Here is a 15,435-nt window from a genome sequence, read left to right on the forward strand (position 1 = left end):
ATAGCAATGACAGACCTCATTAAAGTAGAAGCATTAACAGCCGATGAGCTTCTCAAGAATTTTGAAGTTAGTGACGAGGCAGAAGAACACCTGGTGCCAGATACCGCACCAGAAGTCAGTATAAACCGCCTTGTAGATGCCGGTTTATTTCCAGATGCAATTAAGCTATTAGCTCACGGCCTCCCTAAGCGGGAAGCCGTATGGTGGGCCTGTCTCGCTGCTCGAGACATCCAGGGGCCACAAACTGATGAAGACAATGTTAATGCTTTGAATGCAGCGGAGACTTGGGCGAAAAAGCCTAGTGAGGAAGCTCGATTACGCTGCAAGCTGTTTGGTGAAAAAACTAAACATAAAACTCCTGCGAGCTGGGCCGCTACTGCAGCAAGCTGGTGTCATGGCAGTTTAGCTGCTGAGGGTGAGCCTGTGGTAGAGCCACCCGAGCATCTATATGCTCACGCGGTCGCCGGCAGTGTCACTCTTGCTGCCGTGTTATCTGACCCTGTTGATCCAAATAAGAGATTCATGCGCTATATGGAGCAAGGCCTTGACCTGGCCAGAGGCGGAAATGGTAGGGCTGAGGGATAAATCATGGGAAAACCAGCTTCTCGTGTTGGTGATATGCACGTATGCCCAATGGTCACTGGCACTGTTCCCCATGTAGGCGGCCCAGTACTTAGCCCAGGAGCCCCAACTGTTATTATCGGCGGAATGCCTTCAGCCACTGTGGGAAGCAGCTGTACCTGTGTCGGTCCACCAGATAGCGTCGCAATGGGAAGTACAACGGTAATGCTGCAGAAAAAACCTGCAGCGAGAATGGGCGACACTACCGGCCATGGTGGAAATATAGTTATTGGCTGCCCTACAGTGTTAATAGGCGGATAAACTGGGACTATCTTGGCTGATTACTAATTTCGGCGTAACGGCATAGATAAAATTGGAGACCAACTCTCCCCCCAGGCAAGATCACCTCATATCTATAGTGAAGAACATTGAAACGTGTCCGCTTTTTTAAGTGGACCGTTCCAACGCATCGCAACCGCTAAACAAAGATAGCGGCTAAAAAATTGACCTTAATCCGCAAGGTAATATTTCTCGCGATATAAAAATATCGCCTTCTTTATTAAGATGTTTCGCCACCTGCAATGGGTGAGCTATTTCCCCATCAAAAATAATTTATATCAAGAAGTCTTTGCCAAGTATATTAAAGCTTACTTAGACAGACCGAGAACAAGCAATTCAACAGTCAGGCACTCAGTCAAAGCAAGCGGAAGCTGTCTAGCCGCTAGAGATACTCTATCAACTAAAACCTCAACCTTAAAAGAGAGGCAAGCCAATCTTATTCCGTTAAAATTAGCACAAAAATACCAATTAAATATAAACAATATGTTTATAACAACCACAGCATAATAATTAAAATATTTCACACAAAGCAAATACAACATATTCCAAAAGCGGAATATTTGAATATTTTTGAAAACAACATTTACCCAAATTAACCTAAGGCAAACTTAGAGTTAACAATACAAGCAATCAAACAACAATTACCTTAATCAAAAAGGTTTGAGCATTTCAGCATGCATAAAAAATATATATTTAATTTATTTTCAATATTTTTTCTATTAATTCTTGTGTCACCTGGAGGAACTTACGCTATGGCTTCTTTTAATCCTTTTAAAGCTTGTACATTTTCAGAAATGAAAATCAAGCTAACCTTAAATGGTAAGCCTATATCAGGAGCCCAAATTACACGCTCAATCCAATGGCAAAAAGAATGGGTAGATACCTTCACATCAGATGAAGATGGGGTTGCTGTTCTCCCAGCTAAGTTTTCAAACTCCTTAACCCAGGTCTTACCTGTTGAATTTGTTGTCTCTCAGGCTATTGACGTCAACTATGAAGATAAAAATTATGAGATCTGGGTTTATGCAAAAAGAAACCCCGGGGAAAACTCCGAAATGGGGAAACCTTTTAACTTAACTTGCGAGCTAACTGACGAAACCAGACTGGAAGAAGTATTCGATTCCGCCCTATTGACTTCATGCCAATTTAATTGAATAAAAACAAAAGGAGTAGATATATTATGCTGAGTCCGAAATATACTGCAAAACTTGCTGCAGATACTTACCTGGTAAAAGAAAGCAGGACAAGGAAATTATTCTATGAATTGTATAAAAATGATTTTGACATAGATGAAAAAATAACAAACAAAATAGATGCCGAGGCCGGCGCTTTTATTTTCTTGAAAAGCACTGACGCAAGAGGCATAGCGACCCTAGGAAAAGGACAACATAAAGGACAGGCTTTCTTTAGTATTTTAGGTACTGATAGCCTGTACGATCTATTAACAGACCTAAATACTGGAGTTAGGCGATTCCATACTGGTGGCGCTGTACACCAGGGATTTTATTATACTTTCGAATCTCTATTACCTCAGCTCGAAAGATTTGTACAAAACCTGCCTAGTGATATTCACACCATTAATTGCCTTGGTCACAGCCTTGGCGGAGCGATAGCTACACTTGCTGCAGATTGGCTATCATCCAATACAGAAAAATCTATAAAACTGTATACGTTTGGTAGCCCAAGAGTTGGGCTTGACCACTTCGCAAGCGGCTGTAAACGCAAACTTAAATCCGAAAATATTTATCGCGTTTACCATCGCGCAGACCCCGTTCCTATGGTCCCCACATGGCCGTTTATTCATGTTCCAAATGGTGGTACCGGGGATTTTGAATTACCGACCCCCAGCCACAACCCTGGAACTAATCACAGCAGTAAAACTTATGTAAAGTCTGTTTCCCCCAACGGAACCAGTCTAGATTGGGACACAGTAAGACTTAGAAAACCCAAAGGCAATATAGAAAAAAGCGTTGAAGCATGGTTAAGATCAGATGGAGTCCTATCCTTAACCTTAAATACAGCATGGATAGCTGGTGAAGCACTACTGTGGGTTCTTAAAAAGATAGCTCACCTTGCAGGAATTTCTCTGGTAGTGGCAGGTGGTACTACCTTCACGCTTCTCGATAGACTTGCGATCTTCCTACACAAGGCTTATGAAATCAGCAAGGACATCTCTTTCTGGGTATTGCGGCTTATCCGCAGATTAGCTCAGCTTATTGGTATAGCTGTTGTGGAGGGTGCCGATATCACTGTCTCCTTTATACGCATGATATTTTTACGCATGCACCATATGGTATCGGAATTGGTAATGAGAGCAGGCAGAGGCAACCAGTAAATTTTCATTAAAACCAGTTGTATCTTTATGGTTATTAGTGGTAACTAGCCCAGCAGTAAAATCTAACAGCATTACTGCTGGGCTAATTCGCTCTACGTTATTCTACGGTGTAGCTGAAATCTCCCTCTTCTGTAGCAGAGACTTTAATTGCTTTAACTTCTTCACCCCTTGCCATTTTATCCAGGCATTCACTCGCTAATTCTGGCAACAAGGTTTTGTTCAGAATTACTTCAATATTTCGAGCACCTGTATCTGCTTCGTGACAACGAGCAACAATGTTAATTAGAACATCTTCATCGTAACTGAAGGAGGCTCCGTAATGCTCATGAACACGCTTCTCGATCTTGCGCATGTTAATTCTGCAAATTTCTACCAGGTTCTCATCATCGAGAGGGTAGTATGCGATTACATTCGCTCGCCCAAGGAATGCGGGCTTGAATTTCTGCAACAAGTGCGGACGGATATTATCCATTAACACATCAGGCTCAGGCTTTTCTTCAACTTGATTAAAGATAGCCCTGATTGCATCCTCTCCCGCGTTGGAAGTCATTATTATCACGGTATTCTTGAAGTCGATGTCCCTTCCCTCACCATCCTTAATAGTGCCCTTATCAAAGAGGTTATAGAAGACATCCTGTACGCCGGGGTGAGCTTTTTCCATCTCATCCAGCAGGATTACAGAATAAGGTTTGCGACGTGCGGCTTCCGTGAGTACACCACCTTCTCCATAACCGACATAACCGGGAGGAGAGCCCAGGAGCATAGATACTTTATGCTCTTCCTTAAATTCAGCCATATTAATGGTTGTGATATTTTGTTCACCACCAAATAACTCATCGGCCAGTGCAAGAGCAGTTTCTGTCTTACCTACACCACTCGTACCACAGAACATAAACACGCCTACTGGTTTACGTGGATCTGTCAGTCCCGCGCGAGAAGTACGAATCGCCTGAGCTACTGCTTCAATTGCATGAGGTTGGCCAATAACACGCTTGTTCAGGCGCCCTGCCAAAGTTTTAACGGCGACAATCTCATCACTAACCATCTTACCAACGGGAATCCCGGTCCAGTTAGCAACCACCGCAGCAATCGCCTGCTCATCAACAGCAGGTTGCATTAATGGGGTATCACCTTGAATGGCCTCAAGCTCAGCAGTTAATGATTTGAGCTGTTGCTGATAATCAGCTAGCAGGGCTTCGTCTGGGGTTTCTTCACCGCCATCCTGAGCCTTCATAAACTCAACATCAATTTGGTCGCGGAGCTGTTGAATCTGCCCAATTAATTCATTTTCTTTAAGCAGCTGCTGCTCAAGAACCTCTAAACGCTCTTCTTCAGAGGATTTAAATTCTTTAAGCTCAGCCAATTGCTCTTCATGCTCACCCATTGCTGCGTTTTCACGCTCTAGTTTTGCTAAGGTGGTATTAGTACGATCAATATTAATTCGAGCATCCTCAATCGCACCTGGAGTAGCAGACTGACTCAGAGCGACACGGGCACAAGCAGTATCCAGCAGACTGACGGACTTGTCTGGTAGCTGGCGCCCTGGGATATAACGATGGGATAGTTTGACTGAAGCTATAATTGCCTCATCTAAAATTCGTACTTTGTGGTGCTCCTCTAGTGAGGTTGCAATACCACGCATCATGTCAATCGCATTACTCTCATCGGGCTCCTCAACCTTTACTACCTGGAATCGACGAGTTAACGCGGGATCACGCTCAAAGTACTTTTTATATTCTGCCCAGGTTGTAGCGGCTAAAGTGCGAAGTTCACCGCGCGCCAAAGCTGGCTTCAGAAGGTTTGCCGCATCGCCTTGACCTTCCTTACCTCCCGCACCAATCATCGTATGCGCTTCATCAATAAACAAAATAATTGGTGTAGCAGATGCCCGCACTTCTGAAATTACAGATTTCAGGCGGTTTTCAAACTCTCCTTTTACACTTGCGCCAGCTTGCAGTAAGCCCAGATCTAGCGTGCGCACTGCAACACCACGAAGAGGTTCGGGCACATCACCACTAGCAATACGAAGTGCAAAACCTTCAACTACCGCAGTCTTACCAACACCCGCCTCACCAGTCAGGATGGGATTATTCTGGCGCCGGCGAGTAAGGATATCAATACATTGGCGAATTTCTTCATCACGCCCAAGTACAGGATCAATCTCACCTTTTTTTGCTCTCTCGGTCAAATTGATGGTGTATTTATCTAATGCCGGAGCTTTAGAAGCTGCCGCAGCGACTGCTGCTGCACCATCACCCATATCTGCAGCTGCACTAATATGGCTGGATTCACCACTTTGCCCAAACATTGCACGAGCAGTTTCACGAATAGATTCCGGGGCGATTTCTTTAAGTTCTGGGCAAGACTCTAAAATTTGGCGACGAGAAGTTTCTTCCAATAAAAGCGCTGCCAATAAATGCCCAGAACTAATTGCTTTATGACCATAGTCAATGGAAGCCAACATCCAGGCATTCTTTGCAGCTTCTACAATGGTAGGAGACAAAGAAGGGGGACGGCTGCTACCAGCACGGAACCCGGCAATTGCAGTAGCCAGTTGCTTGGCAAAATTCGCCGGATTACAGTCGTGCTTTTCGAGCAAGTGGTACAAGTCGGTATCAGACTGGTCCAGTAGTTTTAACAACCAATGCTCTAGTTCAACATTGTACTGGTTCTGCGATAAACATAGCCCCGCAGCCCCTTCAAGTGAATCCCGCATATGCGGTGTCATGGTATCAACCAATCTCTTCAAGTCGATATTGATCACGTTGATTATCCTTTCCTAAATAATAATGTTGTTAATTGTACTTATGCAGCAGGTAAAGCTTCATCAGGTGGAATATTGTCTGCACTCAAGGTAATCTGAACCAGCCTCTCTCCATCTTGCTCACTGGCCATATGAGTATTCCATCCCAATAATGGCTCATTCTCAGCTTTTCTATTTAACTGAATTGGTGCTACTTGGCTGGTTGAAAGTGTCACTGACAACTCGAAATCCATTTCAATGCCAGCACTAAAACGGATAAATTCCTTAAGTGACTCTAATTTCTTCGTACCAGGTGCAATAGTCATATATTGCTCATAAGGCATTGACTCGATAATTACCTGGAATTTATTTTGGGCCTGGAAACAGTGCGTACCCAAAATGGTGTTTACACCCAGGCAATTATTAACCCCATTGGGCGCCTGAACGCTCGGCAAACGACACAGAATATCATCGGGCAATTCATCCCACTGCCCTTGAAACTGCTCAATACTTACAGATAAATCAAAGAAGTGCTTAATCATGCTGGATAAAGCAGTTGCTGAGCAGCGTCCACTGGAGAGGTGCCCACCCATGCCCACAAGCGCTTCGTCTGGCATGGGCATACGATAGCGCATTTCACTGGTCCCAAGCCCAGCTAAAGAAGCAAGAGCTTGGGTAAACTTGTCTGGCTCTCGGGAATTCTGTAAACGCTGCCGCTCATAATTCACCGGTAACTGATACTTATGCCAAGCCTGGTAAAAAAGTGAAATACTGCGGTGATTAAACATATCAAGGAAATCACGCAGCGCGGTACTTTTTTCTCTGAGTTCCCTTTGCACAAGCTCTGTCAGGTAATAAGGCAATACCCCCTGACTACCGATTAACCCCGTGAACCCCACTTCCATTTGCCATTGGTGTGAATCGTCTTCATTAGGGTCTTCATGCTCAACAGCCTTTTTCTCTAGACGCAGGACATCTGAGCCTGTAAAAGACAAATTAGGTTGGGAGCTAAATTTTATCAATTCTTTAGCAGGTGGAGCCGCACTGGCTATTGGCTCCTTATTAAAATTAGCACCTGCTAAATGAACCGCCCGCTCGACTAACCTTACCGCTTGAAAAAAATCAAAGTTATAAGGCTCTCGACGCAAGCGCTCAATTACAGTAACGCTTTTTCGCCGGCTCGAGGTGGCCATCGCTTCAACTCCCCATCCCTATCACTCATAGTGGCAATCAGTTTTGTAAATGAATTAATCGAGCAATAAAGCCCAAGAAAACGCTCTATTATACTGGCAAATAGCAATGGGCTTGTTCCATTTAGCATCATAGAATCAAGCTCAATTTCAACTTCTGTACCACGACACAACACTACACTTTGGTCAATTTGAATTGGTGCAGTGACGGGCTTGGTATTAAGCTTTAACAATGATTCAATCAGGTTGCGAGTGCTCGCAGAATCACGAAAATCATAAAGCCTAAATATTTCTTTTAGAGCATTACACCCTTCTGGTCCGGATAAAGATAGGTGATTCAAGTTTAGATGAGAGATAAGCCTCCAATACCCCCTCTCCCGACGAGGAGGCCTCAACGTTGCTGTTGGGGAGACCACACAACTAATTCGACTTACCGGTAAATCGCCATCAACAACTTCCAAGTAAGGCTGGGCATTACCATTGGGTAGCTTTTTAGCCAGATTTCTATTACAACAGGTTAGTTTTATATCTAAAGTCTGATCACTAATTCTATGTGGATTGAAATCTAGATCGACTAAAGTAATATCGATCTCAGACGCCTGCTCGTTTCGATGCTCGCCTTCAATTACATCTCTACGACGGCTATACCAGAAAGCCGACTGATCTGCGTGGTGTTTACTATGCTGAATACCATAGAAGGGCCGGTAATTAGTTACTCCTCCATCACCATCAGTCGCTGCGACTTGATCAATTGAATATATTTCCAGGCCTTCGCTGCGACGAGCATCAGGAACCACATGGTAATTATATTGCGTGTGACTGAGTGGTATCGGGTCTGCACTTTGCTTAAATAGATTTACAGCCGGAGCACATCCCAAAGCAAACATACTTGGGCTAAGTTGCTTTTCTAATTCTTCATGAGTCTCAGACAAGTAAAAATATAAATTTAATGTGTCTTCAAAATTCTCATTTAGAGCCTCACCAACATCAAGCACATCCAAAAATAAGAACTTTTCTGGAAAAGCAAAATATTCTGTGAGTAACCTATACCCTACAAATGCGGTATCAGGATATGGCAACAAGCCTTCGTCCGGACTAAGGCCCACTTGCTGTATTTTATCTGATGAGATAAAGGTCGGCTTAGGATCACTCTCTCCACTAGCAACAACAAGCTGTACACATTTACTTAAAATTAAATCATATAAGCTATATATGTGAGACGGCTGTCCACGCAAGAAGAAGCGTAGATTCTTTAAGTCCAGGTCAGAAAATTTCAAACTTGGGCTAAACGTTTTTAGCGATAGTTTTAGAACTGCGTTAGCTCCCTGAACGTCATTACAACCTGGCGCTATGAAAGGCCTTGGCATAAGGCTGGCGCTTACAGCCTGAAAAGGACAAATCTCTGCTGGGTAACACGTTGTGAATCGACAGGTTTGCCCATGAAAACTATCACTCTCCAGTAGAGTTTCTTTTTCTACAGGAGTTATCGCATCCAAATCCTTCTCGGGTTCAAACTGAACAATTGCACAGGATGGAATTGGGCGAAGATAGTGGGGATAAAGAGTCTCCAGCATTGCATCTGTTAACTCTGGGAAATCATCGCTTAGCTTTTGCTGAACTCTGGCATTCATATAAGCAAAACCAGACAGCAAACGGCCCACTAGAGGGTCATCGACCGTATCTGCATTTAGCTGAAGCCTAGATGCAGCAGCAGGGTGCATTTTTGCAAATTCAGCAGATGTTTGCTGAATAAATGCAAGTTCACGCTCATAGAGATCTATTAATTTTTCACTCATCACATAATCTCTGAAACATCAACCAGCTGGGTAACCGGATTGAGTGCCGAGTCAAATACAATTACTTCTGATGCTGGATTAACGTGTAATACTGCTTCCACCCGAAAGCGAATGCTCGGATCTTCAACATCTACCTGATCTTGGGTAGTCACTTTGACCGAGCGTATTCTCGGTTCAAAATTTAGAATTGTTTTTTCAATATCCCGGCAAAATTGTTTTCGGCTAGTCGCTGAAGTCAGGTTTACTGTTGATAGGTCCGGCAATCCATAGTTAACATTAGACTTCTGTAAATTTTCATGAGTTGCCGGCGCGGAAATACATTTGTATCGTGTATTGAATAAGTATTCCAAATCACGGCGCACCCCTTCGCGGAGCTGTCTCAACACTTGGTGAGATTGATGCACATCCATTTTATTAGACGATTGCAACAGTCGATCAAGCACCGGAGCCAATAAACGCTTTTCTCTCACCATAATAATTAATTAGCTCCTGCGCCAATTGTTGCCAGAGCTGTTGTAAGCTTCAGTTCGGATACAAGATGATCAACGGTATAATGGCTCTTAAGGTGAATAACACTTTGATAGCTACCTGCCTTTCCTGGCTCATCCATTACTTGAACACGAGATTCCCGCAGTGGATATCTAGCCTGCATTTCCCAGGAAAGATCATCTCTACCTGTCGTATAGTCATTTAACCAGCTCTGTAACTTCCGCTCGCAGTCTGCTGCATTCAAATAGGAGCCGACCTTATCCCTGATCATTACCTTGATATACTGAGCAAAACGGGAGGCGCAAAGGATTTGCTGTAACATCGAGCTAATACGCGCATTAGCTGTTGCAGCCTTAGTGGAATATTGCTGTGGCCTTTGTAGTGACGGAACACTATTAAAAGCGCTGTACGGAGTATCATAACAGTGACTTAGGCAAACATAGCCCAGTTCACTTAATTCTCTCTCTGCAAAATCAGTAATCAAAATCGAGGTAGCCATCTGAATCATGCCAGGACTACTATCTACTCGATAAGGCATCATCGGTAATTGAGTCACGAGCCCTCCGCCCAGGTGGTCGCGAGCAACCCCCCTGACATGTGAAAACCACCCAACCTCACTAAATTCTCGAATTAATACAGCACCTAAAGCAAAGCAGGCATTACCCCATAGATAATTTTGGTTATGTGACGCTCTTACCTGTTCTTGAAATCTCAGACCTCGATAGCAAGAAAACTCTTGATTATAAGGTTCCCTCATCAGTATTTGGGGGAGAGTTATCGCAATAAAGCGACTATCTTCCAAATCTCTAAGTCCACTCCATCGAATATATTCTTTTTGACGAAAAACCTCAGAAAAATTAATGGGCTTTGCCAGGTCTGAATACTTGTCGACACCAAAAAGCTGTGGTGCCGAAGAACAAATAAAAGGAGCAAATGCTGCAGCCGCCGTATGAGCTATACCTTGTAAGGTAAAAACATCGTCATAAGGATGGTCAGGTAAAGGACGGTGAGATACGTAGTAATCCCCAAGTAAAAAGCCAAAAGGCTCGCCTCCAGGGGTACCAAATTCTTCATTGTATACAAGGTGAAATAAGCCAGATTGATCAAAGTCTGGAGCTCTCTCAATATCTTTAGCCAAGTCCTTCCAACTGGCATCCAGGACTTTGATCTTGATATTGTCAGCGTGTGGTGTATCAAACACCAACAGGGATAAACCTCTCCAACTTGCTTCCAGCCGCTGAAACTTCTCGTTATGAATTATACGATTTAACTGATCACAAATTAACTCGTCCAGCTCTGCGATAATTCTACTTAAGTATTGACGAACGGAGTAATTCTCTCTATTTGCACAAGAGCACAATTCCGTTAGCCAGTATTCAAATGCAAAAAAATCATCCGGTTCTTGCAGAAATTTTCTGAGTTCATTCTGCTGCCCTCTCGCCAATTTTTTCGACAGAATATCAGATTGATTTTCTGCTATTTGGTCATGTCCTGCACGGGGCACCGGTATACTCCAACTAGAATTATTGTTTGAATAAATGACGATATAACTTAGACCTTGAATAAGGTCCTGTGAAGAGAAGGCCCCACCCAGAAGGGTGAGGCCAGAACATTATCCCGCAGATGGGATATTTGCCACCATGCGCAGAGATGTCGTCAATTCTTCCATCTGCAGCCAAGGCCTCAGGTAGGCTACTGCACTGTAACATCCGGGCTGACCAGGAATTTCTTTAACTTCCACCCGAGCCTCAGACAGCGGATATTTCGCTTTCATTTCTGCACTGGCATCAGGGTTAGCATTTGTATACTGGGAGATCCACTTATTCAGCCAGCGCTCACAATCACTCGCTTCCATAAAGGAGCCCACTTTATCCCGTGCCATTACTTTTAAGTAGTGAGCGATACGAGAAGTTGCCATCAGGTAAGGCAGACGTGCAGAGATTTCCGCATTGGCAGTTGCATCGGGGTCGTCGTATGCCTTTGGCTTTTGGGCACTTTGAGCACCAAAGAATACAGAGTAATCGGTATTCTTGTAGTGACACAGAGGCAGGAAGCCCTGAGCACTGAGTTCAGCTTCTCGGCGATCGGTAATTCCGATCTCGGTGGGGCATTTCTGGTCGAGATCACCATCATCACTCTTGAATACGTGAGATGGAAGCCCTTCCACTTTACCGCCACCTTCAGCACCACGGATAGCGGTACACCAGGAATTCTCAGCAAATGCTTTAGTCATGGTGGTACCCATAACATAAGAAGCATTCATCCAGCAGTATTGATCGTGCTCTGCAGGGCGGGAAACACCGTCTTCATCCACCTCGAACTCTTCAAAGTCAAATGCTTCAATCGGCTTGGTGTTAGCACCATAGGGAGTACGGGCCAGAGTGCGGGGCATAACCAGCGATACGAATCGGGAGTCTTCACTATCACGGAAGCTACGCCATTTAATATATTCGGCAGACTCAAAAATACCACCCAAGTCTCTCGGCTTGGAAAGCTCTGTATAGTCATCAAAGCCAAACATGCCGGCACCTGCCGCAGCAACAAACGGACAGAAGCCTGCCGCAGCAACATTGGACATCTTACTTAGGAGCTCGATATCTTCTGGATGACTGGTGAACTCGAAATCACCAATCATTACACCGTAAGGCTCACCACCAGCAGTGCCAAACTCTTCTTCATAAATTTTCTTGAAGGTCTGGCTCTGATCGAACTCAACCGCTTTGTCCAAATCGCGGAACAACTCGCGCTTGCTCAGGTTGAGCATACGAATTTTCATGGTCGCACCGGTTTCGGAATTCATTACCAGGTGATTTAGACCACGCCACGACCCTTCCAGCTTCTGGAATTTCTCGTCATGTAAAATCGCAGACAACTGCTTAGACATAGCTTTGTCAATCGCGCTTACAGCGCTCTTGATAGTCTGAGTCAGGCTGCGGTCCCAGGTAACAGTCCCCTTCAGGACCTGCTCCGTCAGATTCGCAAGTAAATCTTGCGCTTCTTGGGGAGCAGTTTGCTTGGTTGCGGCAATAGCCTGGTCGAGAAGGCTTGCTGACTGTTCTTCAGCCTCACTGCCTGCAACATTTTCTACTTCTGTACTCATTCTGAATCCTCTCCTTTATCCTCACCCAAGCCCAGCTGCTCAGAAATTGCGCTGACATTTTCAGTACTCTGAAGGATATCCTCGAGCACTTTCTCAAGCTCTTCTGAACGATCGGCCTTACTCAGCAAATCGCGTAATTTACTGCGGGCTTCTAGTAACTGTTTGAGAGGCTCAACCTGCCCAACAATTTTTTCTGGTGAAAAGTCATCCATATGGTTGAAGTCGAGATCAACAGCCATTTTGCTGCCGTCATCAGATAGGGTGTTCTCCACCTGAAGATTCAGCTTGGGATTTACTTTGCCCATCACATCGTTGAAGTTGTCGCGGTCGATTTGGACAAATTTACGATCTTTCAGCGCCTTACGATTCTCTGCGTTATCACCAGAGTAATCACCCATAACGCCAGCCACAAAAGGAAGCTCCTTTTTGACTTCGGCTCCGTTAGTTTCAACATCGTAAGTGATATGTACACGAGGCTTACGCACACGCTTAAGTTTATTGTGGATGCTTTCAGACATCTAAGGTCTCCTTTCCGACTTTAGGGACTGCTGTTCTTAGTTAATTACCAACCAGTGCTGGCTTCTTCTTGCGGTTGCTCACCCCAACCTTCATCAGAGACTGGCGCGGATACACCTTCACTAGGTGTATCTGCGGCAACCGCAGGAGCTGATGAAGTGCCACTTGTAGTCACTGGTGGGGTTATATATTTTTGTGTATCCGTGCCATCGAGGCGAACTCCCGTCAACTGCGAGTAAAGCGCCTTCGAATGGTCATCGGGTAGCAATTCAGACATCAGTTCAGACACTGTCATTCGTCCCCAGCCTATCAACCTTTCTAGGCCAGGAGCCAGCGGCGTATGGGGCTCATAAGTACGGAAATACTTTGCCGCCTGCTCGAGCAACTTTAAAGCATCTTCCCTGGATACCACTGGACCTGAGGGAATAGCCACTGCACCTGTAGAGACAGTAGCAACTGCAGCACCCGCTGCCTGTTCCTCACCTGTAGGCTCCTCAGAAGATTGCGACTCCAGCTCAACTTGAGCCTGCTCTAGAGATTCCAATTTGGCTTTATAAACAAAGCGGCTTGTTCTCAACACCTCATCCAGCAGGGATGAAATATTAGTGGAGGGAGGTGCATCATGGCCACAGCTTTGTCTCAAACTGTCATTGATTGCCTTGAAGTGCTCAATCGCTCCCTCAATTGTCTGAATCAGGTTCTGAGCCCATTCCGCGCTCGCGCTACTTACACATTGATCGACCTGTTCGTAGCTATAACCCAGAGTCTCTATTCGAGCAGCCTTCGCATCCTCATCTGCGATCTTGTCAGCATCTCGGGCCTGCTGATATTGGAAGAATGAGAAATCTCCATAATCACCTTCTGGGGTAATAGCGGCGCTGCGAATGGGCATCATCAAGGTGCCATCTCCACCATCACCATTCAGGCCCGTAATGGGGGCAACCTTGGTCTCAAGACCATCCTCGTCTGGCAAGGGGTACAGGCCTTCCCAGTGCTGCTCGATCAATGAGTCAATCAGTTGCAGGCCATCTCTTAAGCCAATAAAACCGTGCAGGCGAATCAAGGCTTCGGTATACCAACTGGCAACCTCCAAATCCTTGCTCTTTTTCCCGAGGATGCCTTCAGCGGCCTTGGCCACATCTCTCCACGGCGCTAACAGATCTGTATCTACATCGTCGAACATCGCTGAGCGCTCAGCGGCCCGCGCGCTGTTGCGTGCATCTTTGATCGAGTAGTAATCAGAAGTCGGCGAACGATCCTCTCGGATATCATCCCCTACGGGGTTATCCTCTGAGATTGGAGCAACTAGTTCATCGATATTTATCGTGTTTGGGAATGCCATCAAAAAAGGCCCTTATACCGAATCAAATCCTTTAATCAGAATTCTGAGAAGAGTACACGTTGTAGATATCTAATCAAGGCAAATAATGCGCTTGGTACCTATTACTTTAAAAAACACGTGCGGTTGACTATTTTACGCTATTTATTTTTGTTAAATTTTGGCTTCTTATTCCAAGCCATTACATAGGAACTAGTGTTGATTCGCAACTGCTCGGACTAGTCATAACTTTAAATGTGGCAAAAATATGCAAGAATTCAGATCTACTGTTTTCAAAGTTCTCTAAGGATGACCACAAAAACACAGAATAAAAACTATCCTGACACTCAAAGAATGTGACTAAGTAGCGAACTGGCGTTTTTGTTACCTCGGCAGACATCTCATAGATATGGCCATTTTGAGTGTTACTTATCAATGGTTCCGGCCCGGATATAAGGGCTCCGTTATCAACCCGAGTCAGGCACTGTTCTATTTGAGCTTTACCGAAATGGTCGACCGATAATTCCTGAGGAAGCTGAGACCGATCTTGCTTCAGCACAATTAAATAGCGGTTTAATTCTGGATTCCCCGCCTGAATTACCGCCTCGCCATTCAAATTGTCAAACTTTTGCCAGCCAACCGGAATACCAATTGAAATTGTCCCCGCTGCATTGCCCATAAATTCAAGAGCAGGAGGCAAAGGAGAGCCACCACAATTACTGGACTTTGCAGTACAGTGTATTAAATGATCATCCAAATTGAGCTGCGTATGCCAACCGGCCTCCCAGAATTTTTGCATTAGCTGGCAGGCTTCCACCCTGTCGTCAGTAATTTTAATTTGAGATTTCGTGCCTGTAAGAAGTCCTTTAATCTGACTGAACCCCAGTCCAAATTCACGACCTAGTGCGGCTATTGCATAGCGCCGCTCTACAGAACTTCTTATCTCCCCGGTAAAAACTATTCCATAAGACATACCAGTAACCTTAGCTTCCTGCTCTGATAATTTTTTGAAAAACCAGAACCTCTGATACGCTTTTTCTGACTTTGA

13 protein-coding genes are annotated in these 15,435 nt (G+C 44.8%); 4 read left to right on the forward strand and 9 right to left on the reverse strand.

Features of this window, described 5'->3' with window-relative positions; translation table 11 throughout:
• Positions 1 to 6: 6 nt before the first annotated feature.
• From ACJJIW_RS04730 to ACJJIW_RS04745, 4 genes are all read left to right on the forward strand, one after another.
• Entirely contained in the window at positions 7 to 585 is a 579-nt protein-coding gene (locus ACJJIW_RS04730; RefSeq protein WP_108731475.1) for a DUF6931 family protein, read from the forward strand.
• A 3-nt stretch (positions 586 to 588) separates the two neighbouring features.
• Complete coding sequence (locus tag ACJJIW_RS04735; RefSeq protein WP_282930252.1) at positions 589 to 882, forward strand: PAAR domain-containing contractile injection system baseplate protein; 294 nt, start codon at positions 589 to 591, stop codon at positions 880 to 882.
• Between the two features lie 692 nt (positions 883 to 1,574).
• Entirely contained in the window at positions 1,575 to 2,054 is a 480-nt protein-coding gene (locus ACJJIW_RS04740) for a DUF6795 domain-containing protein (protein WP_444892611.1), read from the forward strand.
• 26 nt (positions 2,055 to 2,080) lie between these two features.
• Positions 2,081 to 3,235, forward strand: coding sequence for a lipase family protein (locus tag ACJJIW_RS04745; RefSeq protein WP_282930254.1), 1,155 nt, complete (start codon positions 2,081 to 2,083; stop codon positions 3,233 to 3,235).
• 97 nt (positions 3,236 to 3,332) lie between these two features.
• Here the strand turns inward: ACJJIW_RS04745 and tssH are convergent, their stop codons facing one another.
• From tssH to ACJJIW_RS04790, 9 genes are all read right to left on the reverse strand, one after another.
• Entirely contained in the window at positions 3,333 to 5,999 is a 2,667-nt protein-coding gene (tssH, locus tag ACJJIW_RS04750; RefSeq protein ID WP_444892610.1) for a type VI secretion system ATPase TssH, read from the reverse strand.
• Positions 6,000 to 6,040: 41 nt separating this feature from the next.
• The gene (gene tssG, locus ACJJIW_RS04755; RefSeq protein ID WP_282930256.1) at positions 6,041 to 7,171 is read right to left on the reverse strand and encodes a type VI secretion system baseplate subunit TssG; all 1,131 of its coding nucleotides are present in this window, start codon (positions 7,169 to 7,171) and stop codon (positions 6,041 to 6,043) included.
• Positions 7,135 to 8,964 carry a type VI secretion system baseplate subunit TssF gene (gene tssF / locus ACJJIW_RS04760; protein WP_282930257.1) on the reverse strand — a complete coding sequence of 610 codons (1,830 nt, stop codon included), beginning with the start codon at positions 8,962 to 8,964 and terminating at the stop codon, positions 7,135 to 7,137. The genes tssG and tssF overlap by 37 nt, the downstream gene beginning before the upstream one ends.
• Complete coding sequence (gene tssE / locus ACJJIW_RS04765) at positions 8,964 to 9,437, reverse strand: type VI secretion system baseplate subunit TssE (RefSeq protein ID WP_282930258.1); 474 nt, start codon at positions 9,435 to 9,437, stop codon at positions 8,964 to 8,966. Before tssE ends, tssF begins: the two co-directional genes overlap by 1 nt.
• Before the next feature lie 5 nt (positions 9,438 to 9,442).
• On the reverse strand, positions 9,443 to 10,957 hold the full coding sequence (gene tssC, locus ACJJIW_RS04770) for a type VI secretion system contractile sheath large subunit (protein WP_282930259.1): 1,515 nt from the start codon (positions 10,955 to 10,957) through the stop codon (positions 9,443 to 9,445).
• A 108-nt stretch (positions 10,958 to 11,065) separates the two neighbouring features.
• The gene (tssC, locus tag ACJJIW_RS04775; protein WP_282930260.1) at positions 11,066 to 12,553 is read right to left on the reverse strand and encodes a type VI secretion system contractile sheath large subunit; all 1,488 of its coding nucleotides are present in this window, start codon (positions 12,551 to 12,553) and stop codon (positions 11,066 to 11,068) included.
• Positions 12,550 to 13,071, reverse strand: a complete 522-nt coding sequence (gene tssB, locus ACJJIW_RS04780; protein WP_282930261.1) for a type VI secretion system contractile sheath small subunit — start codon at positions 13,069 to 13,071, stop codon at positions 12,550 to 12,552. The genes tssC (ACJJIW_RS04775) and tssB overlap by 4 nt, the downstream gene beginning before the upstream one ends.
• 44 nt (positions 13,072 to 13,115) lie before the next feature.
• Positions 13,116 to 14,411, reverse strand: a complete 1,296-nt coding sequence (tssA, locus tag ACJJIW_RS04785) for a type VI secretion system protein TssA (protein ID WP_282930262.1) — start codon at positions 14,409 to 14,411, stop codon at positions 13,116 to 13,118.
• 178 nt (positions 14,412 to 14,589) lie between these two features.
• On the reverse strand, positions 14,590 to 15,360 hold the full coding sequence (locus ACJJIW_RS04790) for a hypothetical protein (RefSeq protein ID WP_282930263.1): 771 nt from the start codon (positions 15,358 to 15,360) through the stop codon (positions 14,590 to 14,592).
• Positions 15,361 to 15,435: the final 75 nt, after the last annotated feature.

The sequence above is a fragment of the Microbulbifer maximicatervae (SeqCode) genome (genome assembly GCF_052467815.1).

What these genes read in the sequence shown, in the direction of transcription:
- tssF (WP_282930257.1), bottom strand. Translation starts at nt 8,964, where the DNA reads ATGAGTGAAAAATTAATAGATCTCTATGAGCGTGAACTTGCATTTATT.
- tssG (WP_282930256.1), bottom strand. Translation starts at nt 7,171, where the DNA reads ATGGCCACCTCGAGCCGGCGAAAAAGCGTTACTGTAATTGAGCGCTTG.
- tssE (WP_282930258.1), bottom strand. Translation starts at nt 9,437, where the DNA reads ATGGTGAGAGAAAAGCGTTTATTGGCTCCGGTGCTTGATCGACTGTTG.
- ACJJIW_RS04745 (WP_282930254.1), top strand. Translation starts at nt 2,081, where the DNA reads ATGCTGAGTCCGAAATATACTGCAAAACTTGCTGCAGATACTTACCTG.
- tssA (WP_282930262.1), bottom strand. Translation starts at nt 14,411, where the DNA reads ATGGCATTCCCAAACACGATAAATATCGATGAACTAGTTGCTCCAATC.
- ACJJIW_RS04790 (WP_282930263.1), bottom strand. Translation starts at nt 15,360, where the DNA reads ATGTCTTATGGAATAGTTTTTACCGGGGAGATAAGAAGTTCTGTAGAG.
- tssC (WP_282930260.1), bottom strand. Translation starts at nt 12,553, where the DNA reads ATGAGTACAGAAGTAGAAAATGTTGCAGGCAGTGAGGCTGAAGAACAG.
- ACJJIW_RS04730 (WP_108731475.1), top strand. Translation starts at nt 7, where the DNA reads ATGACAGACCTCATTAAAGTAGAAGCATTAACAGCCGATGAGCTTCTC.
- ACJJIW_RS04735 (WP_282930252.1), top strand. Translation starts at nt 589, where the DNA reads ATGGGAAAACCAGCTTCTCGTGTTGGTGATATGCACGTATGCCCAATG.
- ACJJIW_RS04740 (WP_444892611.1), top strand. Translation starts at nt 1,575, where the DNA reads ATGCATAAAAAATATATATTTAATTTATTTTCAATATTTTTTCTATTA.
- tssB (WP_282930261.1), bottom strand. Translation starts at nt 13,071, where the DNA reads ATGTCTGAAAGCATCCACAATAAACTTAAGCGTGTGCGTAAGCCTCGT.